Origin of the sequence: Laspinema palackyanum D2c, from assembly GCF_025370875.1 — a bacterium.
GTDB classification, from domain to species: Bacteria; Cyanobacteriota; Cyanobacteriia; order Cyanobacteriales; family Laspinemataceae; genus Laspinema; species Laspinema palackyanum.
Genome location: NZ_JAMXFD010000011.1, coordinates 163,746 through 188,307, shown reverse-complemented (window position 1 = coordinate 188,307; position 24,562 = coordinate 163,746). Strand labels below are relative to the sequence as shown.

At 48.4% G+C, this 24,562-nt stretch carries 19 protein-coding genes, 1 tRNA gene and 1 other annotated feature; of the genes, 14 read left to right on the top strand and 6 right to left on the bottom strand.

Features of this window, described 5'->3' with window-relative positions:
- Positions 1-120: 120 nt before the first annotated feature.
- Positions 121-855, bottom strand: coding sequence for a Uma2 family endonuclease (locus NG795_RS15130; RefSeq protein ID WP_367289488.1), 735 nt, complete (start codon positions 853-855; stop codon positions 121-123).
- Between the two features lie 1,250 nt (positions 856-2,105).
- Between NG795_RS15130 and NG795_RS15125 the strand changes: the two genes are divergently transcribed.
- The 6 genes from NG795_RS15125 to NG795_RS15100 all read left to right on the top strand — a co-directional run bounded on the left by NG795_RS15125 (position 2,106) and on the right by NG795_RS15100 (position 8,831).
- Positions 2,106-2,987, top strand: coding sequence for a ParB/RepB/Spo0J family partition protein (locus tag NG795_RS15125; protein ID WP_367289487.1), 882 nt, complete (start codon positions 2,106-2,108; stop codon positions 2,985-2,987).
- 557 nt (positions 2,988-3,544) lie between these two features.
- A complete protein-coding gene (locus NG795_RS15120) occupies positions 3,545-4,159 on the top strand; it encodes a COP23 domain-containing protein (RefSeq protein ID WP_367289486.1) in 615 nt (204 codons plus the stop codon).
- A 29-nt stretch (positions 4,160-4,188) separates the two neighbouring features.
- Entirely contained in the window at positions 4,189-5,160 is a 972-nt protein-coding gene (locus tag NG795_RS15115) for a S1 family peptidase (protein ID WP_367289485.1), read from the top strand.
- Between the two features lie 45 nt (positions 5,161-5,205).
- Positions 5,206-6,603 (top strand): tetratricopeptide repeat-containing S1 family peptidase, encoded by a 1,398-nt coding sequence (locus tag NG795_RS15110; RefSeq protein ID WP_367289484.1) that lies wholly within the window; start codon positions 5,206-5,208, stop codon positions 6,601-6,603.
- A gap of 107 nt (positions 6,604-6,710) precedes the next feature.
- The gene (locus NG795_RS15105; RefSeq protein ID WP_367289483.1) at positions 6,711-7,769 is read left to right on the top strand and encodes a hypothetical protein; all 1,059 of its coding nucleotides are present in this window, start codon (positions 6,711-6,713) and stop codon (positions 7,767-7,769) included.
- A gap of 24 nt (positions 7,770-7,793) precedes the next feature.
- Positions 7,794-8,831, top strand: coding sequence for a hypothetical protein (locus NG795_RS15100; protein WP_367289482.1), 1,038 nt, complete (start codon positions 7,794-7,796; stop codon positions 8,829-8,831).
- A 277-nt stretch (positions 8,832-9,108) separates the two neighbouring features.
- Here the strand turns inward: NG795_RS15100 and dnaK are convergent, their stop codons facing one another.
- The 3 genes from dnaK to NG795_RS15085 form a co-directional block, all read right to left on the bottom strand.
- A complete protein-coding gene (gene dnaK, locus NG795_RS15095; protein WP_367289481.1) occupies positions 9,109-11,022 on the bottom strand; it encodes a molecular chaperone DnaK in 1,914 nt (637 codons plus the stop codon).
- A 335-nt stretch (positions 11,023-11,357) separates the two neighbouring features.
- The gene (locus NG795_RS15090; protein WP_367289480.1) at positions 11,358-11,930 is read right to left on the bottom strand and encodes an Hsp20/alpha crystallin family protein; all 573 of its coding nucleotides are present in this window, start codon (positions 11,928-11,930) and stop codon (positions 11,358-11,360) included.
- A 468-nt stretch (positions 11,931-12,398) separates the two neighbouring features.
- Positions 12,399-13,586 carry a homospermidine biosynthesis protein gene (locus NG795_RS15085; protein WP_367289479.1) on the bottom strand — a complete coding sequence of 396 codons (1,188 nt, stop codon included), beginning with the start codon at positions 13,584-13,586 and terminating at the stop codon, positions 12,399-12,401.
- Positions 13,587-14,765: 1,179 nt separating this feature from the next.
- On the opposite strand from NG795_RS15085, the gene rplS reads away from it, so the two are divergent.
- The 8 genes from rplS to rplL all read left to right on the top strand — a co-directional run bounded on the left by rplS (position 14,766) and on the right by rplL (position 19,205).
- Positions 14,766-15,128: a 50S ribosomal protein L19 gene (gene rplS / locus NG795_RS15080; protein WP_367289478.1), complete on the top strand. Its 363-nt coding sequence runs from the start codon at positions 14,766-14,768 to the stop codon at positions 15,126-15,128.
- Between the two features lie 101 nt (positions 15,129-15,229).
- Positions 15,230-15,302, top strand: a tRNA-Trp gene (locus NG795_RS15075).
- 260 nt (positions 15,303-15,562) lie between these two features.
- Positions 15,563-15,784 carry a preprotein translocase subunit SecE gene (secE, locus tag NG795_RS15070; protein WP_254563764.1) on the top strand — a complete coding sequence of 74 codons (222 nt, stop codon included), beginning with the start codon at positions 15,563-15,565 and terminating at the stop codon, positions 15,782-15,784.
- Complete coding sequence (gene nusG, locus NG795_RS15065; RefSeq protein WP_367289477.1) at positions 15,781-16,425, top strand: transcription termination/antitermination protein NusG; 645 nt, start codon at positions 15,781-15,783, stop codon at positions 16,423-16,425. The genes secE and nusG overlap by 4 nt, the downstream gene beginning before the upstream one ends.
- A gap of 17 nt (positions 16,426-16,442) precedes the next feature.
- Positions 16,443-16,868 (top strand): 50S ribosomal protein L11, encoded by a 426-nt coding sequence (gene rplK, locus NG795_RS15060; protein WP_261208678.1) that lies wholly within the window; start codon positions 16,443-16,445, stop codon positions 16,866-16,868.
- A gap of 208 nt (positions 16,869-17,076) precedes the next feature.
- Positions 17,077-17,793, top strand: a complete 717-nt coding sequence (gene rplA, locus NG795_RS15055; RefSeq protein WP_367289476.1) for a 50S ribosomal protein L1 — start codon at positions 17,077-17,079, stop codon at positions 17,791-17,793.
- Positions 17,794-17,844: 51 nt separating this feature from the next.
- Positions 17,845-18,011 (top strand) — a sequence feature (ribosomal protein L10 leader region).
- Positions 18,012-18,127: 116 nt separating this feature from the next.
- Positions 18,128-18,679, top strand: a complete 552-nt coding sequence (gene rplJ, locus NG795_RS15050; RefSeq protein ID WP_367289475.1) for a 50S ribosomal protein L10 — start codon at positions 18,128-18,130, stop codon at positions 18,677-18,679.
- 136 nt (positions 18,680-18,815) lie between these two features.
- On the top strand, positions 18,816-19,205 hold the full coding sequence (gene rplL / locus NG795_RS15045) for a 50S ribosomal protein L7/L12 (protein ID WP_254563723.1): 390 nt from the start codon (positions 18,816-18,818) through the stop codon (positions 19,203-19,205).
- Between the two features lie 111 nt (positions 19,206-19,316).
- Here the strand turns inward: rplL and NG795_RS15040 are convergent, their stop codons facing one another.
- Positions 19,317-20,597: a response regulator gene (locus NG795_RS15040; RefSeq protein ID WP_367289474.1), complete on the bottom strand. Its 1,281-nt coding sequence runs from the start codon at positions 20,595-20,597 to the stop codon at positions 19,317-19,319.
- Positions 20,590-24,507 carry a PAS domain S-box protein gene (locus NG795_RS15035; RefSeq protein ID WP_367289473.1) on the bottom strand — a complete coding sequence of 1,306 codons (3,918 nt, stop codon included), beginning with the start codon at positions 24,505-24,507 and terminating at the stop codon, positions 20,590-20,592. The genes NG795_RS15040 and NG795_RS15035 overlap by 8 nt, the downstream gene beginning before the upstream one ends.
- Between the last annotated feature and the right edge of the window lie 55 nt (positions 24,508-24,562).

The window sequence follows — 24,562 nt, the reverse complement described above, 5'->3', positions numbered from 1 at the left end:
CTTTTCAAGCCCCAGGCTAAAAATCCCTGAATGTAAAGCTTTCAGCCCTCATTCTTAACTTTTGTCAGTCAACCAGGTTCAGAGGGGCGAAACTGTTCCACTGTCCAGAGTCAAATGATCTTACCCTTCAGGATGCCGATCGCCCTCTAGTTCCCGTAAACGCGCCTCCAATTCCCGAAGACGTGCTTCTGCTGACTCCGCCCTCTGACGTTGTTGTTCCGCCTCCTGGCGTTGTTGTTCAGCCTCCTGGCGTTGTTGTTCAGCCTCCTGGCGTTGTTGTTCGGCTTGTTTGGCTAACTCGGTAGAGGTGAGAAATCGCTCACCATCGGGACGGTAGATGGTAAACTGTTCATCCTGGAGTTCAAAGCGAATCCCTAAACGGGGACTGGTCCAATTTTCGGGCTGTTCAATTACTTTCAGGGAACCGGCTTGATTGCGTAACCACCCATTGAAATCCAGGCGATCGGGGTCGAAAACATAATATTCTGCCACCCCATAGAGGTCATAAAACTCTTGTTTCTTGGCCATCTCCTTGAGGCGATTTCCGGGGGAAAGAATTTCAAACACGACTTGGGGAGGGATGTCTGCTTCTTCCCATTGCTTATAAGACCCGCGATCGCCTTTAGGTCGTCCCATCGCCACCATCACATCAGGGGCTTGACGCAGTTTATTATTGCCTTCGATGGGATACCAAAGCAAATCCCCCGCCACAAAGACATTCGGATCATTATCAAACAGAATTTCTAAATTCTCTTTAATCACCACAATCCAACGAAACTGGCGGGTATTATCAGACATCGGATTTCCATCACAATCAGGGTAGATGACCTTTGGAGTTTGAGGGGTGGTTACCATAAATTAGACCTCTCAATTATTGAACGGTGAGCAACACCCTTGAGTCTGGGTCAGACCCTCTTTGGCCAGACTTTTAAACTGTCCGAATCGGTGTTTAGGGTTAGCTGACATTTTAGCGAATTTTGCCCTCAATGGTCAGCAAGCGGGTTCCCGGGTGGCTTAAATTTCTCCTCACCCAGTGTCCCTAGCAGATAACAGATGGAGTGGGTTCTCAGAGGAGGTAGACGATTCTCCTCGGGAGAGGCTTCGCGATCGCAGTGGGTCAGGGGGAAGTTCTGGTCACATCAAAGAATGATTTCAAGGTTGTTTTATGTCAAATCCTGAATAATCGGCGCAACCGCGATCGTTGTCTTGTTATAAACAGTTCCTAAGTTGACATTTCTTGACCGCTGAATTTGCGAAATAAGAAATTAGGCTGGGGAATAAAAGTGCATAAATTTTGGATTAATTATATATGGATTAAACGGCAAAAGTAACCCTCATGCAGTTCCTAAAAACACCACAAATGTGGCCGATCGCTTTTTTAAAATATGTTTGACGTGCCAGACTGGCTTAGTCGCTCTTTTGGGTGCATCAGGGTAAAACTCATTAAGCTTAGAATCCTTACCCGTATGAGTGATGGACGGGTTTGATGCCGCTCCTTTTTTTTACCTCATCAGTAACTGACGGGGACTTATACAGGACTGTTCACTGTCCAGATGACTCAGAACAAAATTAAATCAGAAAGAGTAGCCTCACCACGATAAAAATTTAGTGCGAAGCGCTGCAAGAATTTTCAATGCGCTGAGGATGAGCGCTTCTGTCTGATGAGTGACTCTGGACTCTTGGCAAGAAAACTCGCCATAAAATTTTCCCGGTCAAAAAGCGCTTCTCTACTCCTGGGGATACTCCAAAGAATTCCTGTCAAACCCTTGATTTGAAAAGAACACAAAGCTAAAGCTGGGCTAAATTTTTATGCAAACTCTGCGGGATTTAAGTGGCCCCTGAGCATCAATTCTGTGAAATTTTCATAAAAAAGCCAAAAAAACGCATAAAAACCCGAGTCTACTCCTAGAGATAGATATAGAATCCTATTAAGATATTGTGCTCATGTACTTACAACGGACAGGAGAATACATCCCAACCCAGTTCGGGGAAGCGTTTTTTCATCGAGTCCACCCTGCTTTTAACCGTGACCCGATGTACCCCGCCCGATCGCACCCCAGCGATCGCCTCCTTTAATCGCTTCCCACTCACCACTTAAAAAGCAGATGGACACCCAAAATACTCAACATCCTATCCCCACCTTCCTCTTCTCGAAGACCCTGCCACTTGAGCAAATTTGCCCTTCCCAGTTTCAACCCCGAAACTACTTTAACGAAGTGGCAATGGAGGAACTCGCCGCTAGTATCAAAGAACATGGTATCCTTCAGCCCCTACTCGTGCGCCCGATCGCCGGGAATCAATATGAGTTAGTCGCGGGAGAACGTCGGTATAAAGCCGCTCAAACCCTGGGATTAACCCTAGTGCCGGTGACAGTCAGGGAAATGACGGATACAGAAGTGCTACAGTACGCCTTGGTCGAAAACTTACAACGGGAGGATTTGAATCCCGTTGAAGAAACCGAAGGGATTTTACAATTGCTGGAAATGCGCCTGCAAAAGGACCGCGACTGGATTATCTCCCTGCTCAACTATATCGCGAATGGCAAGCGAGGACTTACGGACATCGCTGTCCGTAATCGAGAACAACAGTTGATTCAAGAGGTGTTTGCTACCATCGGCAGGAGGATCACTCCCGAATCGTTCCGAACTCATCGCCTTCCTTTGCTAAAACTGCCTCCAGAACTGTTTGAAGCGCTCCGCTATGGACGGATTAAGTGGACCAAAGCGAAGGAAATCGCCAAGTTGGAGTCGGAGTCTGAGCGGTTGGCACTCCTAGAACGGGCGATCGCTGAGTCTCTGAGTTTGCGACAAATTCAACAAATCGTCCGGGAGAAAAAAATACCCAGAGATTCAGCGCAACAACAACGCGAGGTGGAAGGACTTCTGCAAAAATTTACTCAGTTTAAGGCATGGGAGAACCCAGATAAGCGCTATAAGATGGAGTCTTTGCTCATAGAACTCAAACACCTTATCACAGAACAGGATTGAACAATTGGCGGGTTCCAGTCAAACGGGTTTTGTTAACCCTTTATCTTAATTCGCGGGGTCAGATGAGCGCTCATTCACTCCATAAATCCTTGGCCGATTTTTTCAACAATTAGACTAGAAAATCGGATAGTTCAATAGAGCTATCACTACGTTGACTAGGTTGAAATAAATTATTCTACTTTATTTCAAACTCCCCCTTTCACCCGTGCAGGAGAGGGGGAGAATTTGCCTGTACCAAATCTAAATTTTGGCTAAAACTGATAGAGGAAGAGGTTTATGGCATCCGTAACCCCAGGCTTTCAACAACAAATAAATGGAAATTAATTTAAGTTGATGTGTGTTTAACAGGCATTTTTTTAAGTATCTACAATGCAAAATTTTAGGTTATTACGATTAATATAAATTGCTTTCGATTTCGGGAATTAAAAATGTTAAGTTTTGTAAAGATAAAAAGTATCCTGGCTTTTTCTGTTAATATAAAAAAGCCAGGATATTCCTAGGCGTGAAATAAGAGATGCAAGCTCTTGATTCCACTGATCCGTATCTCATCATACATTATGAAAGCAAAATTCGCCATTACGTCAATGTTGACGGCTGCGGCAGTTGCGATCGCGGCAACCTTCACCCTCCAGCAGCCTTCTGAAGCACAAAGCACCCGATTTGTGTGTGGCATGAGTTCCACAACGGGTTTACCCACCACTTTTGCCCTGACTCCACGGGGTGCGGTCCCGGTCGTTCGCTGGTATGCGGAATATTTTAGTGCTTCGGGTTATACTCCAGAGCGGCGTTGTCAGGAAGTCTCCTCCCGATTTGACAATCTCAATAGACAGGGACAACTCGGGTTCATCACCACAGGCTATGTAAATGGTCAGCCCGTTGTTTGTGCGAATCAAGGGGGGGGCTGTAATAACAGCAATCTGTTATTTACGCTTAAGTCTGGGGCAGATGCTGCCGCAGCAGTTCAGCAGCTCTTTGACCTCCGCGCTGGAGTCGGTGGCCCCTTGTATGAAACCTCTGCCGAGAATGAGGGTGAGATAACCATCGACCTGAACAACTTCTTGGATAATGCTGCCGTTGATCCAAATGGCCCTTCCCAGGGAGGTTCTAGTGGGGCAAATGTCACCCCTTCTGAGCCTTCTCAACCCTCCGGTAGCGGTGGATCTGTTTGGTAATTGTAAGCTGATTCAAAGGCGATTATAACGTGAATTTGCGATCGCAGATTGTTCTTATCTGTGTTGGTAGCTTCTTAATCACCCTACCAACACAGTTATTTCCCTTATCTAGTTCCGCTCAAATCCGGCCCGTGAGTGGATTCACGGCACAACCGTCCGGTCAACTCTTGACCGAACAAGTCCGTCAAATTGCCCAATCAATTACGGTAAAAGTGTTGTCAGGGCGCAGTGGAGGTTCCGGTATTGTTATTCAAAAACAAGGACCGATTTATACCGTTGTCACCAATCAGCACGTTTTGACTGCTGGACAGGGTTCTGGATATCAAATTCAAACCCATGATGGCCGCACCTATTCAGCGGAAGTAGTGAGAACCGTGAGTTTTGAGGGCAACGATTTGGCCTTACTGCAATTTCGCAGTACGGGTGCTGATTATCCTGTGGCCTCCCTGGGGACTTCTTCAAGCTTGCAAGCTGGGGATGAGGTCTTTGCGGCAGGGTTTCCCGTTGAATCGGAACAGTATGGTTCTGCTTGGACCTTCACGACGGGTACAGTCTCTTTAATCGCCGATCGCCCGATCGCGCGGGGATATCAGATTGCCTATACCAATCTGGTGGAAAAAGGCATGAGTGGCGGTCCCATCTTGAATCGTCAAGGTCAGGTGATTGGGATTAATGGAATGCACGCCTATCCCTTATGGGGTGATCCTTATATCTTTACCGATGGTTCCCGACCCAATACCGCCATGCGAGATATCATGATGCGATCGAGCATGGGAATTGCGATCGATACCTTTGTCCAACTGGCAGCGGGATTTTACAACAATTCTGGGGGAATGCCAGCGGCAAGCGTTCCTCCCTCCCCCATTCGGTTGGTTTCCCCAGAGGAACAACCCCGGCATTCTCTGCCAGAATCGGCACAACCCCAGGTTGATTCTTCTGGATTACCCCGAGTAGAGGAAACTCCTGGACTGCCAAATCCGGGGTCCGACCCGTTGTGGTAACACCCAGACTTCACTGAACCTCAAGCAGGAGTTGCATTCAGAACCATGAAAGTATATCGTATCCTTTTAGCGGTCCTCATTGGTTTGGCAATGGCTGTAGCACAACCCTACCTCGGGACCGCTATGGGCGATCGCGTTGATCAAGTCAAGGCGATCGCTCAAGAAATTACCGTCTTAATTCCTGAAACCGAGCCCGAATCAGGCAAAACGGCTAACGGGTCCGGGTTTCTGATTGCCCAACAAGGAAACACCTATACGGTACTAACCGCTAATCATGTAGTTTGTAGAGATCAACAACCCGTTTGTAAGCAACCCCGTCCTGGACTGAAGGTGGTAACCCATGACGGACAAGAACATTCCCTAGATTTTAATACCGTAAAAAAACTTCCCGAAGTCGATTTAGCCATCCTGCAATTCGACAGCAACAGGAATTATAAATTAGCGACCCTGGCTAATTATGATACTAATATTAATAGCGAACGAGACCTGCGACTTCCTAATGGGGAACTTATTCGGGAATATGGACATTTTGTGTTCGCTTCTGGATGGCCGGGAGTTAATAATCGAGATATCGCTCAATTAAAGTATCGATTTAGTGTCGGGAGACTCCTGCCCGAGAATAAAATGGTCGGGTTTAGAATTCGCCCGGTTGCAGAAGGTTACCAAGCCGTTTATACGAGTATAACTTATCCGGGGATGAGTGGGGGTCCGGTCTTAGATACCGATGGGAGAGTCATTGCTGTTCATGGACAAAATGAAGGAGAACGGGTTTCTAATGAAGGGGCTTCAGGAAACGAACGAGTGCTTATTGGCTATAGTTTATCAATTCCGATTTCTAAATTTTTGAATTTAGCACCCCAAGTCAGTATTCCTTTAAATAATGTCACCATCCAAACTAATCCGGCTCGGGCATTAAATCAAGATGATATCGAGGCGATCGGGACAGAATTTGTGTTGGCGGGGATGCAGGAGCAAAATGCGGCACAGCCCAATAGTGCAGTGTATTGGGCCAATCAGGGAAATCAATATTGGAGAGCCTTGAAGCCTCCAGAAGCGCTTGATGCTTATGAAAAAGCCCTGGAAATCGATTCAGAATTCTATCCAGTTTGGTATGGGAAAGGATTAGTGAAAACCTTTCAGGAGAAGTATGATGAGGCATTTGTCAGTTACAACAAAGCCATCACAATTCTTGACCAACAAATCGCACAATTTCCCAGAGAAACAGAAAGACAAAATAGAAGAGAGTGGGTAGTGAAGCTGCGAGACCAAATCCAGCCTTTGATGGCGAATTCCCCTCCTACATCCACAACCCCACCAGTTAATTCTCCAGCGCCCCAAACCCAGTCCGAATCAACGATGCAACCAAGTCCATCCTCACCCCCACCAGCCCCCATTTCACCACCCCAACCCCAACCGGAAACCCAACCGGGATTGTTATGGTAAGTGAAGGGCTAATTTTAGGGCAGATCTAGGGGTGATGAGACATTCCCGGGTTGAAGTCGAGCAAAGTTCAGAAATTCAGTGTGCGTGAGCAGTGAGCTTAAAAATTCATGAGTCAAAAATTATTAACGAAATATCCAGGGATAGGTAAAACTCAACGGTCAAAACGGTTGCTATTGGCGATCGCATCTTTTGTGGGAATCGCCTTATATAGTCCAATGGGCCGTAGTAACCCCGTCCCGCTGAATCAGAACCCCGAGTCACCCCAGGCGATCGCCTCAGAACTCCCCTCAGAAACCACTCAGTTCACGTTACCCTTTCCCTCTCCAACCGCTGAGGCATTGCAGGTAAAAGAACGTACCTTTAACTCCTTCTTTCGGCCAGACCAGGCGATCATCGCCCAGGAACCCGCTTCTACCGATTCAGACCTAGAAACCCTACGGAATCAGTATTTACTTCCAGAACCCGCCACCCTAGTTGTCCCCACAGCCGGTGGAAGTTCTGCACCCGGAGTGAGTATCGGAACTCCTACCGCATTCGGTGCGAACTGGGGTCGAGTCTATACCGGATTTGGATATCAAGAGAGAACTCGCTACACAACCAAAGCTGATGGAACTTTAGCATTAGGATTTGGGTTAGGGAACTCTCGCGAAAATGTTGGCTTAGAAGTGAGTCTGGTGGTTACCGATTTAATTGACGAAACCCTAGCTGATGGTGGCGTTAGTTTTAAAGTCCACCGTTTACTTCCCAATAATTTTGCCGTTGCCGCTGGGGTAGAATATGCCCTGTCTTGGGGCGACATTGATACCACCACCAGTCCCTACGGCGTCGTGACAAAAGTCTTTCGCTTTAAAGAAAATAGTGCCGAACCTCTGAGCCAACTCACTGTATCTTTAGGAGTGGGAGGTGGTCGTTACCGCTCAGAAGATGATGTAATCAATGATAACAACACGATAGGTGTCTTTAGCAGTGTGGGTTTGCGGGTCGCTGAACAGATCTCGCTGATTGCGGACTGGACAGGTCAAGATTTGTTTCTCGGCGCTTCAATCGTCCCATTCAAGGATCTCCCTGTAGTAATTACCCCCGCTTTTGCCGATGTAACCAATAGTGCCGGGGATGGTGCCCGGTTCATTCTCGGCATTGGCTATGGCTATTCTTTAGCCTTTTAAATGTTGTCATTTAGTGTAATCGCAATGAATCATAAATTTCTCTATCAATATTGTGCAGTTGGGTTAGGATTGTGTGGTGTTATCTTCCTCAGTGCCTCCCCAGTTCAGGCTCAACAAATACCTCAATCTCCGACAAGTGGTTCCATGATGGGGAGTGAGATAGTACCCCCTCCACCCAGTGAGATAGTACCCCCTCCACCCATTGCCCCTGCACCCAACATCACACCCCCACCAGTGGTTGAACCTGCACCAGTGCAACCGCCACCAGTGGTTGAACCTGCACCCAACATCACACCCCCACCAGTGGTTGAACCTGCACCAGTGCAACCGCCACCAGTGGTTGAACCTGCACCCGTACAACCGCCACCAGTGTTTCAACCGACCCAGGTACAACCGCCACCAGTGTTTCAACCGACCCAGGTGCAACCGCCACCAGTGTTTCAACCGACCCAGGTGCAACCGCCACCAGTGTTTCAACCGACCCAGGTACAACCGCCACCCATCACCACTGAGACCCCTACCGCACCCTCAACCTCCGGAGGTAGTGAAACAAATCCATCGACTGGTGCTCAAGGGCAACAAGGGGTAATCTCCACCACCGGGGACATTGGGGGTTTTGGATCCGGAACCGGAAGCCAAACGGTCTTTGCCGGAACAGGGGATGCTCAAGCGGCGGTGAATGAAGCCGGTAGTAATGTCCTCGGGCAGCTAAGTGCAGGAAATATCAATGGATTGACAGGCGCAAGCGTTTCTTTTGAAGCACAGCAACTCGTGGCGGCGGTCCTCACTACGGGTGAAGTGAATAGCGTTAATGCCCTGTCCACCGCACTCTCTAGCACTCCAGGCGCTCCATCCGTTGAAGCAACAAGACGATTAGCGTCTAAATTAGCCCGACTGTTAGCGGATGGACAAGTGAACGCGCAAGACTTATTAGATTCAATTCGCTCTTATAACGAAATGATTCGGCAGAGTAATTCGGAATTTTTGCGAAACCCTCCAGCGGAATTGTTGGCGATTCAAGTAGCCCTGTCCCGATTAATTGAAGCGGCAGGTGTTAACTAATGTGAGACAAATAAAGCCCCCCTTGAAAAGGGGGGTTGGGGGGAACACTCCAGAATTGAGGAAGAGTTCTACTAATTTTCTCAGATGGAACACCTGCCCGCCCATTCTCACTTCTTCGTTTTATACTTGGCACAAAATTTTGGGCCAATGTATATTCTGGCAATCCGGTTGATTGCCGATCGCCCAACGCATCCCCAAAAAAATAGCCCGCCTAAACGGGCTTTCACAAAGAGGCAGGGTTAACCCTACCTCTCTTCCTATACATGATGATGCTAACCTACTTCGTTTCAGAGAACTCAGCGTCGATTACATCTTCATCAGAACCGCCAGAGGGAGGAGTACCACCACTGCTGCCGTCATTATCATTCGATGGGCCACCGGCAGCACCGCCGGATTGCTCGTAGATCTTGCTACCGATCGCATACAGAGCTTGTTGCAACTCAGTCATTTGCGACTTCATCAGGTCAAAGTCATCCTTGGCGATCGCATCCTTAAGCGCCTGAATCAAATCAGTCACCTTCGTCTTCTCATCTGCCGGGACCTTATCTCCCAACTCAGCCATCTGCTTCTCAGCTTGATAAGTCAACGAATCCGCTTGGTTCTTCAGATCAATCTTCTCGCGACGTTCTTTATCTGCCGAGGCATTGGATTCAGCTTCTCGGACCATCCGTTCCACTTCATCTCCAGGCAGGGTACTCGCACCCGTGATACTGATCGACTGTTCCTTACCAGTCCCCTTATCCTTCGCATGGACATTCAGGATCCCGTTCGCATCAATATCAAACGTCACTTCAATTTGAGGAATCCCACGTTGTGCCGGGGGAATGCCATCTAAGCGGAACGTTCCCAAACTCTTGTTATCGTTCGCCATTTCCCGTTCCCCTTGCAGAATGTGGATTTCCACATTGGTTTGACCATCCACTGCGGTGGAGAACACTTCGGATTTCTTGGTAGGAATCGTGGTGTTGCGAGGAATAATCTTGGTCATCACGCCACCCAGGGTTTCCACACCCAGGGAGAGGGGAGTCACGTCCAGCAGCAGAATGTCTTTAACTTCCCCTGCCAGCACCCCAGCTTGAATAGCAGCACCCACGGCTACCACTTCATCCGGGTTCACGGTTTGGTTCGGTTCCTTGCCGAGAACCTTTTTCACCAGTTCTTTCACCGCAGGAATCCGGGTGGAACCTCCGACGAGCACGACTTCATCGATCGCACTCTTATCCAACTTGGCATCACGAACCGCATTTTCTACGGGAATGCCGCAACGGTCGATTAAATCTGCCGTCAGTTCCTCAAACTTAGCCCGAGTCAAGGTCGTATCTAAGTGCTTCGGACCTTCTTGAGTTGCGGTGATAAACGGCAGGTTGATTTCCGTTTGAGTCACGCTAGAGAGCTCAATTTTGGCCTTTTCAGCGGCCTCAGTCAACCGTTGCAGGGCTTGCTTATCCTTGCGCAGGTCGATTCCTTCTGCCTTGCGGAATTCTTCGGCGAGGAAGTCCACAATTTTCTTATCGAAGTCATCCCCACCCAAGTGGGTATCACCGGAGGTGGCGAGCACTTCAAACACACCGTCGCCAACTTCTAAGATGGAAACGTCGAAGGTCCCACCCCCTAAGTCAAACACCAGAATGGTTTCATTACTCTTCTTGTCTAACCCATAAGCCAGAGAAGCGGCAGTCGGTTCGTTGATAATCCGCAGCACTTCAATCCCGGCAATTTTCCCGGCGTCTTTCGTTGCTTGACGCTGAGAATCGTTGAAATAGGCGGGAACCGTAATCACGGCTTGGGTGACTTTTTCGCCGAGGTAGGTGCTGGCATCATCCACCAGTTTCCGCAGCACTTGAGCAGAAATTTCTTCGGGAGCATATTGCTTGCTTAAAGCAGGGCAATCGATCTTAACGTTGCCATTGATATTAAGGACTTTGTAGGAAACCTCGGTGGTTTCGTGAGTGACTTCGGTATGTTTGCGTCCGATGAAGCGCTTCACGGAATAGAAGGTGTTTTCCGGGTTCATCACCGCTTGACGCTTGGCGATTTGACCAACGAGGCGATCGCTGTTTTTCGTGTAAGCGACGACCGAAGGCGTGGTCCGGAAGCCTTCTGCGTTAGCGATAACGGTGGGTTTACCCCCTTCCATCACAGCAACGCAAGAGTTTGTGGTTCCTAAGTCAATTCCAACTACTTTACCCATAGGGATGTTTTACTCCAATTTACTACTAACAAAGGGTTTGGGCTGATTTAGCCCGGTTTATTTGGGCTATCGGACCAACTGCAAGAGAGCAGCTTTTCCAGATTGAATATTTTTTAAGCCTACCAATCTATATGGTGTGGGCGTTTGGGCTTGTATTGAAGGGGAGGTTACCGAACCTCATTAGGGACGGTTTACCGAGAAAGCAGGCTTAGGGGGTGTTTTTAGGGGCCGATCGCCGGTGATTTGGGGGTCTATCCCATCAGGTGGGCGATCGGCCCCTTCTTCCCACCCTTGTCCCTGAATCCATTAAATCTCCGGATTTGGGGTGAGCAGATTTACCCTTGGGCTGCCCATAAGTCGTTTAACAGTTCCCCTTCACTGGAAGCGATTTTCTCCTCAGTTTTCTGTGGGGTTAGCTCCGGTTTCTGCTCCACCGGCATCATGGGATTAACCTCAGATTTGAACTCATCCAACTGCACCTTGACCACTTGGGGTTGTTGGGCCGAAAATTTCGGCAAGGTTAAGGTGAGAATGCCATCCTTTAACTGGGCTTCGATGCGGTCCGGGACAATCGGTTTCGTCAAGGGTACGACCCGACGTAACTTGCCGTAACGGAGTTCGGAACGCAGGTAACCGCTGTTCTGACTCACGTTCTGGGGGGGCTGACGGTGGGCGGCGATCGCCACTTGAAAGCGACTCGCTTGCACATCAATCTCGGATCCCGTTAAACCGGGTACTTCCACCCGCAATACAAAGCTATTCTCAGTTTCTTCCAGTTCGATCGCCGGTTGCCACACTCTACCCATTTCGGGACGTTGGCACGGGGGTTGTTCAGTTAAGAGTTGTTCAAATTGACGTCCCCAGGCATCGACCTCGCGTAACAGGTCAAAATTCATTGATGTTCTCATTGGGTTTCCTCTCCTAAAGTAAGAGTGAATTCTGAAATCGGTAGAGTGGGCAGAATCGGGTTTTATCAAACCAGTGGGCGATTAAAACACCGATAAAATTTTATGTAACATTGGGAAACTAAAGCGTTTTTTCCATACTTTTGATGCAATTCTGTTGCAGATATTCGAGTGGGTTACTTCTCTCTAATGTAGGTTAACTAACACTCGATTAACCAGGGGGTAAACCGTAAGAAGACTGTTGTATTTGCCGCCGATGGGCGAAAATTTTTAAATCTTCATTCCGATTTGACCATGAATCTAGGATAGGAAAATCTCGGTTTAGACTCAGGGGGGCAAACCGTAAGAGGACTGTTGTATTTGCCGTCAATATCTATCTTGGATGTTGATGGAAATAAAACAGGGCAACACAAAACCCCCCGAGTTTTAGGAACTCGGAGGGTTTAAATCAGCAGAAGACTAATTTAACCGCTAACCACGGCCCTTGCGGATGGGCGTACCGCAGGGATAAGTGGCAACAGGTTCGGGTCTTTCGGAAACTGTGGGGACAGTTCGTTCAGATTTTTTCGCTTGCGCCAATTGGTAGTCTAATTGCAGTTTGGTCAGCATTTCCTGGCGGCGATCGTACAGTCGCTTGAGGGAACGCGGGGGACATTGATTCATCACATAAGCGGTGAGAATCGGCAGGGCGATCGTGCTGTCGGTGTAGCAAACCACGGTATTGGGCAGTTCGTTGGGGTCAACTTTGCCCCAGCTTACGGCTTCAGCGGGGGTGGCCCCAGATAAACCGCCGGTATCGGGACGGGCATCGGTAATCTGGATGAAGTAGTCATGTCCCCGTTCTTCTAAACCGAGGACCTCGTGAATTTGGGGTTGGGTTTGCAGGAGGAAGTTTTTCGGAGAACCGCCACCGAGAATGAAGGCGGCACTTTCTCCGGGGAAGTCTTTGTTGGGGTCCCGGGCAGCATAGGCGATCGCCGCTGTTTCGTTGACATCGATCGCCGGATCAATGATTAATTGCGACCCTTCTAGAGCAAGCGCCGCCACATTCATCCCGATCGAACTATCTCCTGGCGACGAGGTATAAATCGGCACCCCGCACTCATACGCCGTTGCCAGCAAGCAGGAATGTTCTACCCCGCGTTGCTTCTCAATTTCCCGGACATATTTGCCCAGCAGATAGTGAAATTCAGCCGTTCCCATCCGCTTCTGAAACGGTTCGGCGCGCAAAATCGTCCGAATAAAGGCATCGGTTTCGAGCAACACATCGTAGTCAAAAATGATGTCGTAGATGCGGATATGACCCTCTTCCCGCAGCTTGATATCATCGACGAACGGATTTCCTGCATAGAGGTTTAATCCGAGTCCGTAATGGATATCGTGATACAGATTTGCGCCGGTACTGATGATGTAATCAATAAAGCCGTTGCGGATCAGCGGTGCTAAGGCGGATACCCCAAATCCCGCCGGAGTCATGGCCCCTGATAGGCTCAGTCCCACAGTCACCCCTTCCCGCATCACCTTTTGGGTCAGCAGGTGACAGATTTCCCGCAACCGAGCGGAATTATAAGCGGTGAAGTAACCATCAATTAAGTCCACGACACTCACGTTCTCGGTCATGGGGGCGGGGGCAATTTTGCGATCTATCATTTGAGACATTTTTCCACTCCAAACGGTTGAAATACAGAACATAGTGGCCTTAGCAACCCAAGCGACTAAGGCGATTGACTATGTTCAATCGTGAATATTTAAGTTGATTGACATTACTGCCGGATGTGAAGGATTGGGTCAGGTTCGTTGGAACCGACCTCATCCCTAGGCAGTGGCTGGAGATCTCTACCCCACGCTCTATCCCGTAAGCATGATGCTTAATGAGCGGGTCTGACAGATGTTTCGTTCATCTGATGCGAGTTTCTCTGTCATGAATCCGCTCGATTTTTGATAGAGCTAGGGCCGGAAAAATCCAGATTGTTTAGAGACGGTTATCGGAACGCCGTCTCCTTGTCAAAATTTTGTGGGTCTATAACCCCGATCGACCTAGTTTGCGGACCCCTAAAGACTTAGGGTCTTAACAGCAGCTTCCAAGAAGCTTCAGCAGTACCGAGCGCAAACCTTATCTAACAGGCCGATCGGACCATACTAGGCGCTTCACATCGATCAGTCCAGGACAGCGCAGGGTCGCAATGCCGTTTACGCTTCAACTGCATATCCAGATACCAGAGGCCACGCCAAGGGTAGCCAGTTAGAGCAAAGAGTTTCAACGTTGTTATGCAACCTCTCTTGAGAAGACAACATTTTCACTCTACTCTAGCATTAAAATTCCAGGGCTGAAATCTGGAAATTGAGTTTTTTTAGGGAATTTCTGCCTTTAGGGGTAGATAACATAGGGTTATCTACTTTTTTTGCATTTTTTCGGCTTTTTCAAGCCTAAAAGCTCTCTGTGGAGTAGTAGGACTCAACAAAGAGTGGATCGCAAGGGCCGAAATGGAGTCAGGACAATGGGAGGCGTCAGGTGGGGTTCTTCTGGGGCGATCGCCACTTGCGCGTCACTCAAAGGAGGTTTAAGCATCTGCATGGAGAGTGGGGAAACCTCTTTCTTCGTGAAGCGCGGTAAGCGGAAGCTCTCCCGTAGGGAAGCGCGCGTGGACCCCACCCTAACCCGGACCAAGACACAGGGGAGGGGACCGGAGGTTTTGTTCCCGAAGTGGACCCCGAGCAGTGGGTCCAATTGGCGGACGAAACCCGGGCACGAGACGGGAAAAAAACTCCTGGAGATTGGCTAGACCGAAATGCCAATTGAGCGGTATGATGGGAGATTGTGAGTTAAAAACCATAACTATGAAGGCTGAAGAGATTATCCGTGGCATTGAGGCGGAACAGTTAAAAACTGACCTGCCGCAGATTTATGTTGGTGACAGCGTAAGAGTGGGCGTCAGAATTAGAGAAGCGGGCAAAGAAAGAACCCAGCCATACGAGGGCGTGGTGATTGCCATGCGCAATGGTGGGATTAACGAAACCATTACCGTGCGCCGCGTGTTCCAGGGAGTCGGGGTGGAACGAGTCTTTTTGCTGCACTCGCCCCGGATTGAGAGCATCAAAATATTGCGTCGGGGTAAAGCACGACGGGCGAAGCTGTACTATCTGCGCGATCGCGTGGGTAAAGCTACCCGTATCAAACAACGGTTTGACCGCCCTATCTAACACCAATCCAAAAAAATTGCCCCGGGTGGGTTGACGCGATCGCAAGTTTAGGTATAGGATAGGAAATGGGTGAATCGCTCTAACCAGCAGATTCAACCCGTGCGCTCTTAGTTCAGTTGGTAGAACGCAGGTCTCCAAAACCTGATGTCGGGGGTTCAAGTCCTCCAGGGCGCGCTGAACCATCTTCCGAAAGATATCTGCCCGAAAGTATGTCTGCTGTGAAAAACAGCAAACAACCTAAAAACTTTCGGGTAGAATTATTATCTGGGTGGTTCGTACCAAGTATTGGAAGAACAAGAAAAAGTTTAAGCAAAAACGGCGACTGGTGCAGCCACCATAACGATTGTGGCGGGATTCACTGGCTGGAAGCATAAAAGCTGTTGCCAAGAAAGAACTACCTGTTGTTGCGTTCAGTGGGAGAGGAAAAGCATATTGTGGCAAAGAATAACGAAGCAAACCAAGAAACAGCAAGCGGTTTCAATCCCGCAGAGTTTTTCCAGGAAACAAAAGAAGAACTAGCTAAGGTAGTTTGGCCATCTCGGCAGCAGGTAATTAGTGAATCATTGGCCGTCCTTTCGATGGTCGCCTTAATTGCCAGCTTAATCTATTTCATCGATAAATTTTTTGGTTGGGCAGCTACACAGGTGTTCGGATGATGTTTGCATCGGACGACGACTCTCAATATCCAACTCAACCGTCAGAAACCGACGAAGCGGAAGAATCCACATCATCAGTGCAAAAGCGCTGGTATGCCGTCCAGGTAGCTTCCGGCTGTGAAAAACGGGTCAAAGCGACCCTAGAACAGCGGATTCAAACCTTGGATATGGGTGAGCGGATTTTTCAAGTTGAGATTCCCCAAGCTGCTGCCTTTAAAATTCGCAAGGATGGAAGCAGACAGCAAACGGATGAAAAAATCTTCCCCGGTTACGTCCTCGTCCAAATGGACATGGATGATGAAAGCTGGCAGGTTGTCAAAAACACCCCCCATGTGATTAACTTTGTGGGGGCAGAACAAAAACGCCGTTACGGACGCGGACGCGGTCACGTCAAACCCATGCCCCTGAGTTATTCGGAAGTTCAACGAATATTCAGGCAACGGGATGAAGCAGAGCCAGTAGTAAAAACTTATTTGACTCCAGGAGAAAAAATTGAAGTGGTCTCTGGACCCTTTAAAGATTTTGATGGGGAAGTCATTGAAGTTAGCCCAGAGCGCAGTAAGCTCAAAGCACTTCTGTCTATCTTCGGACGAGATACGCCCGTCGAACTGGAGTTTAATCAAGTCCGCAAATTGAGTTAAAGCAGCTAACACAGCAAATGGCAAAAAAAGTAGTTGCGGTGATTAAGTTGGCGATTAATGCCGGAAAAGCCAACCCCGCACCCCCGATCGGGCCTGCGCTCGGTCAGCATGGCGTGAACATCATGATGTTCTGTAAAGAATATAACGCCAGAACTGCCGATCAAGCGGGTCTCGTGGTGCCGGTAGAAATTTCCGTCTTTGAGGACCGCAGTTTCACCTTCATTCTGAAAACCCCTCCCGCCTCTGTCTTGATTCGCAAGGCAGCAGGGATTGAAAGAGGTTCAGGGGAACCCAATCGCAAGAAAGTGGCGCAAATCTCCCGGGATCAACTCCGAGATATTGCCCAAACGAAAATGCCCGACCTCAATGCCAATGACATTGAAGCGGCCATGAAAATTGTCGAAGGGACCGCCCGGAATATGGGTGTGACCGTCGGCGATTAGGAACCGATTGGAGATTTTAGATTGTTAGATTTTTAGAATTCTCTTTAGATTCTAGGAACTGGGGTTTGAAATCTCTGGATTGATCTAAATGAGATTTCCAAGAGTAAGCGATCGCATTTCTAGTGCGTTCCTTATCCTTAAAAATCTCAACCGAGTGACCCATACAAGGGGCAGAGGCATCGCCTCGCTATGACCCCAGGAGAGAAAAATGCCAAAAAAAATCTCGCGTAGATTACAAGAACTCAACAAAAAGGTTGAAGAGCGGCCTTATCAACCCTTAGAGGCGCTCACCCTTTTAAAAGAGACCGCTACAGCCAAATTTCCTGAATCCGCCGAAGCTCATATTCGCTTAGGCATTGATCCCAAGTACACCGACCAACAGCTACGGACCACCGTGGCCCTCCCCAAAGGAACGGGTCAAACCGTCCGCGTGGCGGTGATCGCTCGGGGGGAAAAAGTGAACGAAGCCACCCAAGCCGGTGCAGATTTAGCAGGATCAGAAGATCTCATTGCTGAAATCCAACAAGGCCGCATGGACTTTGATAAACTGATTGCCACCCCGGACATGATGCCCCAAGTTGCCAAATTAGGTAAACTTCTCGGTCCCCGTGGGTTGATGCCTTCGCCAAAAGGTGGTACAGTAACCTTTGACCTCGGTCAAGCAATTAACGAGTTCAAAGCCGGTAAACTAGAATTTCGGGCCGATCGCACGGGCATCGTCCATGTCATGTTTGGGAAAGCCGCTTTCCCGACTGAAGATCTCCTAGTCAACCTGAAGGCGTTGCAAGAAAGCATTGACCGCAACCGTCCTTCTGGTGCTAAAGGCCGCTACTGGCGCAGTGTATATGTGACTTCAACGATGGGACCCTCCATTGAAGTTGATATCAGTGCCTTGCGAGATCTCAAACTGACAGAAACCGCCTAAGCGCGAGTTAAAATTTTGAGGAAACTCAAAATTCATCCCTTCAAACCCCACAATTAAATAGCACAGTAGCCGGAGACAGTAGGTGTCCAACAGGGCTTAATTTCCTACCTAGGTTTGCGTTATCGTTCCCCTTGTGCTGATCTTGTCATTAATTGACAAGATTGCCATCGGAAACTGACAAAACCCCGGCTACCCTGCTGGGGTTTTTGATTGGGTCGGGGATAAGGGAGCAGTGGGAATCATCCATTCCACTCATATTCCCAGGGGATGAATGCTCCGGCTCCCAAATGTCTCTAATTTCTTAATCTTCATCCCAATCAGGAGGTGAAAACGAGTGGGTAAAACGCTAGAAGATAAACAAGCGATGGTGACGGAGCTCAAACAAGAGTTGAGCCAAGCCCAGATGACGCTTGTGATTGATTACAAAGGGTTAACCGTGGCGGAGATTACCGATTTACGTCGGCGTCTGCGCGAAAGCGGTGCAACCTGTGCAGTCGCTAAAAACACCCTGATGCGACGGGCTGTTGATGGCGACGAAAATTGGCAATCTTTAGAGGAATTCCTCAAAGATTCCTCTGCCTTTTTATTCCTGAAAGATGACCTGAATGGTCCGATTAAGGCGTATCAAGACTTCCAAAAAGCGACCAAGAAGAGTGAACTTCGCGGTGGTGTATTAGAAGGAAAAGCGCTGACTTTCGAGCAAGTGAAGGCGATCGGAGATCTTCCCTCCAAGGAAGAACTCATGGCGCAAATCGCCGGGGCCCTCAATGCAGTGGCCACCAAGATTGCTGTGGGGATCAAAGAAGTTCCTTCGGGTCTGGCCCGGGGTCTCCAAGCCTACGCCGACAAAGACGGCAGCACCAGCGACGAAGACCAAGCGGCCTAGAGGCTTGTCCTTTGTCATTTGTCCTTTGTCATTTGTCCTTGGATAACGGATTAAGGATTTTCACTGTCCGGGGTCATTTGTTGAGTGACCCTGAACCCCTGACTATTCCATTTATATATTTGATAGGAGTCAATCCATGTCTGCAGCAACTGATGAAATTCTCGAAAAGCTAAAATCCTTGACCTTGTTGGAAGCTTCTGAACTGGTCAAACAAATTGAAGAAGCCTTTGGCGTGAGCGCTGCTGCACCCGCAGGCGGCATGATGATGATGGCTCCTGGCGCTGCTGCTGCTGCTGAAGAAGTCGAAGAGAAGACTGAATTTGATGTCATTCTCGAAGAAGTTCCCGCAGACAAGAAAATTGCTGTTCTCAAAGTTGTGCGTGCTTTGACCGGATTAGGTCTGAAAGAAGCCAAAGATATGGTTGAATCTGCACCGAAGCCGATTAAAGAAGGCATCGCCAAAGATGCAGCGGAAGATGCTAAGAAGCAACTGGAAGAAGCAGGCGGAAAAGTCAGCATCAAGTAAGATTTTCCCTGGGAAAATCAATACCGGAGTGGCAGAATATCAATCCTATTTTGCCACTCTACTCGATAAGTCCACGGCAGTGGGCTTATTTTTTTTGAGGGGGTGATTCAGTCAGTGGGGATGGCCGATCGCCTCTATCATCTGTTGTTCCACTAACTTCTGCTGTGTGGGTAAGGTAAAGTAAAAAGTCGAACCCTGACCCGGTACTGATTTTATCCAGATAGAACCCCCATGCCGTTCGACAATTTTGCGGCAAGTGGCTAATCCGATGCCGGTCCCGGGATAGTCTTGGGTGTGCAAGCGTTTAAAGATTTCAAAAATATGCTCGGAATATTGTTCATCAATCCCAATGCCGTTATCCTGGATAGAAAATAAATACTGACTATCTTGCAATACAGCACTCAGATGAATTTTTGGCGACTCTTCGCGACGGTATTTAATGGCGTTTGCGATTAAATTTTGGAAGAGTTGGACGAATTGGGATTCGGTGCCGATGATTGCGGGTAACTCGTCATAAGTAATCTGGGCTTGATTCTTATAAATTTCAGTGGTTAGATTTTCCAACGCCTGTTGGATGAGCCGATCGCCGGGGAGGAGTTGAAACGGTTCCTCAGCCTGATTCAGACGAGCATAGGAGAGTAACTCTCCAATTAATAGATTCGTGCGATTGCAGAGTTTTAAAATTTGCTCTACGAAGTCATTACATTTATCATCCAGTTGTTCTTTCCCACACATTTGCAAGAGTTGGGCATAGCCATTGATGGTCGCTAAAGGTGAGCGTAAGTCATGAGAGGCAATTCCCGCAAATTGTTCTAAATCGGCATTAGACCGCGCCAGTTCTTGATTGGCTTTTTCGAGAGCAAGTTCTGTGTTTTGGCGGCGCTTAATTTCTTGTCTGAGCAGTTCATTTTGCTCCTGTAGCGCTTTTTCAGCGGCGTTCCGTTGACAAATTTCAGATTGCAATTGATAGTTTTGCTCTTCTAACTTCATTTGCAGGTGATTTAGTTTGAGATGACATTCCATACGGGCAAACACCTCTTCGACTTGAAAAGGTTTGGTAATATAGTCTACTCCGCCCACCGCAAAGGCTTTTACTTTGTCAAATCCTTGGTCTTTGGCACTCACAAAAATTACTGGAATTTGACAAGTTTCGGAATTATTTTTGAGCTGGTGACAAACTTGATAGCCATCCATATCCGGCATCATGATATCCAGCAAAATCAAATCGGGTGGGTTGGATTTTGCAGCAGATAAAGCCATCTCTCCTGAGAGGACGGCCCGGACTTTATAGCCTTGTTTTTTTAGCAAATCCGACAGAAGGCGTAAATTATTCGGTTCATCATCTACGATTAAAATATTGACTAAATTTCCCTGGGATTGATGTTTATTCATAAAGAATTTCCTGGGTGAGTTGGGTGATTTTGTCAAATCGAAAGTTGTCAATCCAGTCCTGGAAACAGTGAGCGATCGCCGCCAAATTTTCCGGAATTTCCTGGATGAGTTCCTCAATGGCTTCACTATCCGCAGCAAGGGCAGCATTGTGCAATGCACGAATCCAAGTGACGGGCATCCCTTGCAACGCCGAAGGGTCTGGAATAAAGGTCGGATCCCCTGAATCACCCTTGTCTTCTCTTCCCGAGTCGGGATATTCGTATCGATAGCGCACACCGAGATGTTGAGCCAATGCTTGCAACAGCACCTCTCGTCGGCAGGGCTTTCGCAGGAACTCATCACAACCGGCGGACAAAATCAATCTGCGATTTTCTTCAAAGGCACTCGCGGTTAATGCAATCACCACCGTCGCCTGCCCTTTTAAATGGCGCTTAATTTGTCGAGTGGCTTCATAACCATTCATCACCGGCATTTGCATATCCATCACTATTAAATGGGGTTCCCAATTTTCCCATACTTCTAACGCTTGTTGGCCATTTTCGGCTTCCCGGACTTCAAATCCTAGGGGTTCGAGGTAACAGCGGATTAAGCGGCGACTTTCAATGCGATCGTCAGCCACCAAAATCCGATAGGAGGGCTGATCCGGTTCTAATCCGATAATCCGGTGAACCGGACTTCCAGTTTTGAGGTCACTGGCTTGGGCGAGAGAGACTTGAATGGTAAATTTAACCAAGGTCCCCACATCCAGGCGACTGCTGACCTCAATCTCACCGCCCATCATTTGGATAAATTTACGGCTAATGCTCAATCCTAAACCTGTCCCTTCTGAGGCGGTTTTGCCCGTTGCGGTTTGATGGAAGGGTGTAAATAATCCAGGCAACTCGTCCTCAGCAATCCCCTGGCCCGTATCTTCGATTTCAAAGTAGAAACAGGACCGAGAGGCTCCCTCTGAATTGGCCTCTGGGAGTGGAGTCGCTCTCACGCGCAGGGATACCCCACCTTCCCGGGTAAATTTGATGGCATTTCCCACGAGATTGGTCAAAACTTGGCGCAATTTGCTTTCATCGGTGGTGATATATTGGGGTACAGTACCTCGGTCAAAAATAATCTGTAACCCTTTAGAGGCGGCTTTGATGTTGAGCATGGCTTCTAATCCCTTAATGAGAGCATAGAAGTCAAAATTGCTCAGATGAAGGGCCGATCGCCCCGCTTCGATTTTGGAGATTTCTAGGACATCGTTAATCAGATTGAGGAGATGCTCACCACTACTATTGATAATCGCAATTTGTTCTTGTTGTTGCGGATTTAAAGACGAATCGCCAGCTAAGATTTGGCTAAAGCCCAGAATCGCATTCAGGGGGGTTCGCAATTCGTGGCTCATATTGGCAAGAAAGGTGCTTTTAGTCAGGTTCGCCGCTTCCGCCGCTTCTTTGGCTTCTAGTAAGGCTATTTCAGCCCGCTTGCGATCGGTAATATCTGTGGTAATTCCACAGATCCCATAAGGTTGACCGCTCAAGTCATGGAGGATTAACTTAGAGGTATAAAAGGTATGAATGCCATCGGGCCGAAGGAGGTATTCTTCACAAGAATAAGGCACGCCGTTTTCGATCAGGTTTCGTTCATTGGCGTCTACTTGCTCGGAAAACTCTCCAGGGATTAAGTCGCTAGAGGTTTTACCAAGACACTGCTCTTCTGGGATCTGTAATAAATCAAGGATATATTGATTGGCTAACAATATTTGACCTTGCAGGTCTTTCAAAAAAATTCCCGCTGGCGCATTATCTAAAATGGCTTTGAACTTTGCTTCACTTTCCCGCAAAGCTTTTTCAGCTTGAATTTGGTGGGTGATATCCAGCCCAACTCCGCCGACTAAAGGCTCTCCTCCTTCAATTGCTATGGGAAATTTATAAACTAAAAACTCACCCAGGGAACCATCAGGACGAAATGCGGATTCGATCGCCTCGATGACTTCACCGCCATCAATCACTAACCGAGTGTTGGCAATGTGCTGTTCGGCTAACTCCCTTGGGTTGAGGTCGAAGGGTGTTTTCCTCATCAACTCTCCTACAGGCTTACCGAATAAATTAGCCAAGTTTTGATTGCAGTAAACAATTTTGCCATCGTAATCACAAATCCAGGCAAGGGCCGGACTGTGGTTCATAAAAGCCTGAAATCTGGCTTCGCTTTCGCGCAAAGCTCGCTCGGCTGTAACCCGATCGTTCACATTCCTACCCATGAGAGAAGCACCCAAGATTTCTCCGTTGGGATCTCGCATGGAACTGTAGTTCATTTCATAATAGTGAAGGTCGTGGGAGGCGTCTCCTAATGGTAGAGTCAGGCTAAAGTGTTCTCCTCGAAATGCTCGTCCCCAAACTTCTCTTGAATTGGCCTGTTCACTGGGTAAATGGGATAAGGCTTCCAGGAGGTTCCGCCCCACTTCCAAGGGCCGGCCAAACAGCTTGCTAAATTCGGTTTTAGCCGCTTCATTTAGCACCACACAGTTAAACTCTGTATCTATCGCTGCAATAATATCTGGACTGCCTTCTATCAAACTATTGAAAAGTGCTTGACTGCCTCTGAGGTTAGCCTCGATTTGCTGCCGCTGGTGCAATTCTTGTTGGAGTTGATCGGTTCGTTCGGCGATGCGATGTTCTAAACTTTGATTTAACTCCCGAAGGGCTTGCTGTGCTTGCTGGCGATCGCTCAGGTCAACCGCAGTACACATCGCAATTCTTCGGCCATCGGCAGATTTCCCCAGAGTCACGGCATAAAAGTACCAAACGCGGTTTCCGCCGGTTTTGGTGCGAATAGTGACCTCTTTTTCCAGAACCTCGTCTTTGGGTAAGGCGTAGATTGTCTGAATCGTGTCTTGGAAGCTTTGTGTTCTTTCCCCATAAGCTTGCGCCGCCCAGTCAGCAACGGTGGGAATATCTACAAGCTCATAGCCAGTAATCTTGGACCAAGCTCTATTAAGTTGCAGCACTTCTCCATCTTCCGCATGGAGCATGATCGGGACTGGGGAATTCATGACGGCATACTGGAACTGGCGGTGTGACTCCTGGCGATCGCCCTCGATGCGATTGAGCAATTGAGCCTGGACATAAATCTCGATGGAAAAGATAAAAATCTCGCTAATGATCAGAGCAGCATAGGCGGTGGGCTTATCATACCATCCCAGTTTATAACCATTAAAGATCACCCAACCGAGGACCAAAGGCAGGGCGATCGCCCCAGGCAACAGTCGCCGCGCCATCATTCCCCCCACCAAAGGACTGAGGATCGTCCGCATCAGCCCCTGTTTTGGACGGCTGAATAAGATCGCCACGGACAGGAGGAGAAAGGTGACTGCGGTACTAAAGGCGGTGTGAGTGGTTGGGACCACTAACTGATATAACACCTCAGAACCAAACAAATGACCGGAGAGAGGCACCAACGCCATCAAGGCTACCCCGACAGTCAAGATCTGAGCGAGTCGGTCATTCTGTGGGGTCTGCTGTGCCAACAGCAACAGGCAGATCCCACTCAAGATAAAATTCACGGCAACGCTTTCCGCCATCCGTCCGGGATAGGGGTCGGTGACGGAGACTTTGAGATGGGGAATCAGGAGTTGATCGATGCCGAAGTTCCAGTTAAAAAGATACTGGAGTAAGGTGAGAGTGGCGATCGCAATCACGAACCAGGCTAATCCTCGGACTATTTGTCGCCACCGTCGAGGGAGTCGTGGTCGTTGTAACAATCCTAGAGCAATACCCACGCTCACAAAGCACAAAGCGGTATTGGGTTTCATGGTGTAGGGGTTGCCCAGAAAACCGCTGGTGAATCCTTCCGGATTAAAATGCCAACCCAGCAAATGGATGGCCCCCATCAGGATGACGAAGGCACTGGCGATGCGAGAGATCCGGTAAACCATAGGAACAATCTCCTCTTTGAGTTTGAGGTGGGGTATCGCTAGAAATCAGTCAGGC

Excerpts from the sequence above, each read along its gene's own strand:
- NG795_RS15130 (WP_367289488.1), bottom strand. The coding sequence starts at position 855 with ATGGTAACCACCCCTCAAACTCCAAAGGTCATCTACCCTGATTGTGAT.
- NG795_RS15125 (WP_367289487.1), top strand. The coding sequence starts at position 2,106 with ATGGACACCCAAAATACTCAACATCCTATCCCCACCTTCCTCTTCTCG.
- NG795_RS15120 (WP_367289486.1), top strand. The coding sequence starts at position 3,545 with ATGAAAGCAAAATTCGCCATTACGTCAATGTTGACGGCTGCGGCAGTT.
- NG795_RS15110 (WP_367289484.1), top strand. The coding sequence starts at position 5,206 with ATGAAAGTATATCGTATCCTTTTAGCGGTCCTCATTGGTTTGGCAATG.
- NG795_RS15105 (WP_367289483.1), top strand. The coding sequence starts at position 6,711 with ATGAGTCAAAAATTATTAACGAAATATCCAGGGATAGGTAAAACTCAA.
- NG795_RS15100 (WP_367289482.1), top strand. The coding sequence starts at position 7,794 with ATGAATCATAAATTTCTCTATCAATATTGTGCAGTTGGGTTAGGATTG.
- dnaK (WP_367289481.1), bottom strand. The coding sequence starts at position 11,022 with ATGGGTAAAGTAGTTGGAATTGACTTAGGAACCACAAACTCTTGCGTT.
- NG795_RS15090 (WP_367289480.1), bottom strand. The coding sequence starts at position 11,930 with ATGAGAACATCAATGAATTTTGACCTGTTACGCGAGGTCGATGCCTGG.
- NG795_RS15085 (WP_367289479.1), bottom strand. The coding sequence starts at position 13,586 with ATGTCTCAAATGATAGATCGCAAAATTGCCCCCGCCCCCATGACCGAG.
- rplS (WP_367289478.1), top strand. The coding sequence starts at position 14,766 with ATGAAGGCTGAAGAGATTATCCGTGGCATTGAGGCGGAACAGTTAAAA.
- nusG (WP_367289477.1), top strand. The coding sequence starts at position 15,781 with ATGATGTTTGCATCGGACGACGACTCTCAATATCCAACTCAACCGTCA.
- rplK (WP_261208678.1), top strand. The coding sequence starts at position 16,443 with ATGGCAAAAAAAGTAGTTGCGGTGATTAAGTTGGCGATTAATGCCGGA.
- rplA (WP_367289476.1), top strand. The coding sequence starts at position 17,077 with ATGCCAAAAAAAATCTCGCGTAGATTACAAGAACTCAACAAAAAGGTT.
- rplL (WP_254563723.1), top strand. The coding sequence starts at position 18,816 with ATGTCTGCAGCAACTGATGAAATTCTCGAAAAGCTAAAATCCTTGACC.
- NG795_RS15040 (WP_367289474.1), bottom strand. The coding sequence starts at position 20,597 with ATGAATAAACATCAATCCCAGGGAAATTTAGTCAATATTTTAATCGTA.
- NG795_RS15035 (WP_367289473.1), bottom strand. The coding sequence starts at position 24,507 with ATGGTTTACCGGATCTCTCGCATCGCCAGTGCCTTCGTCATCCTGATG.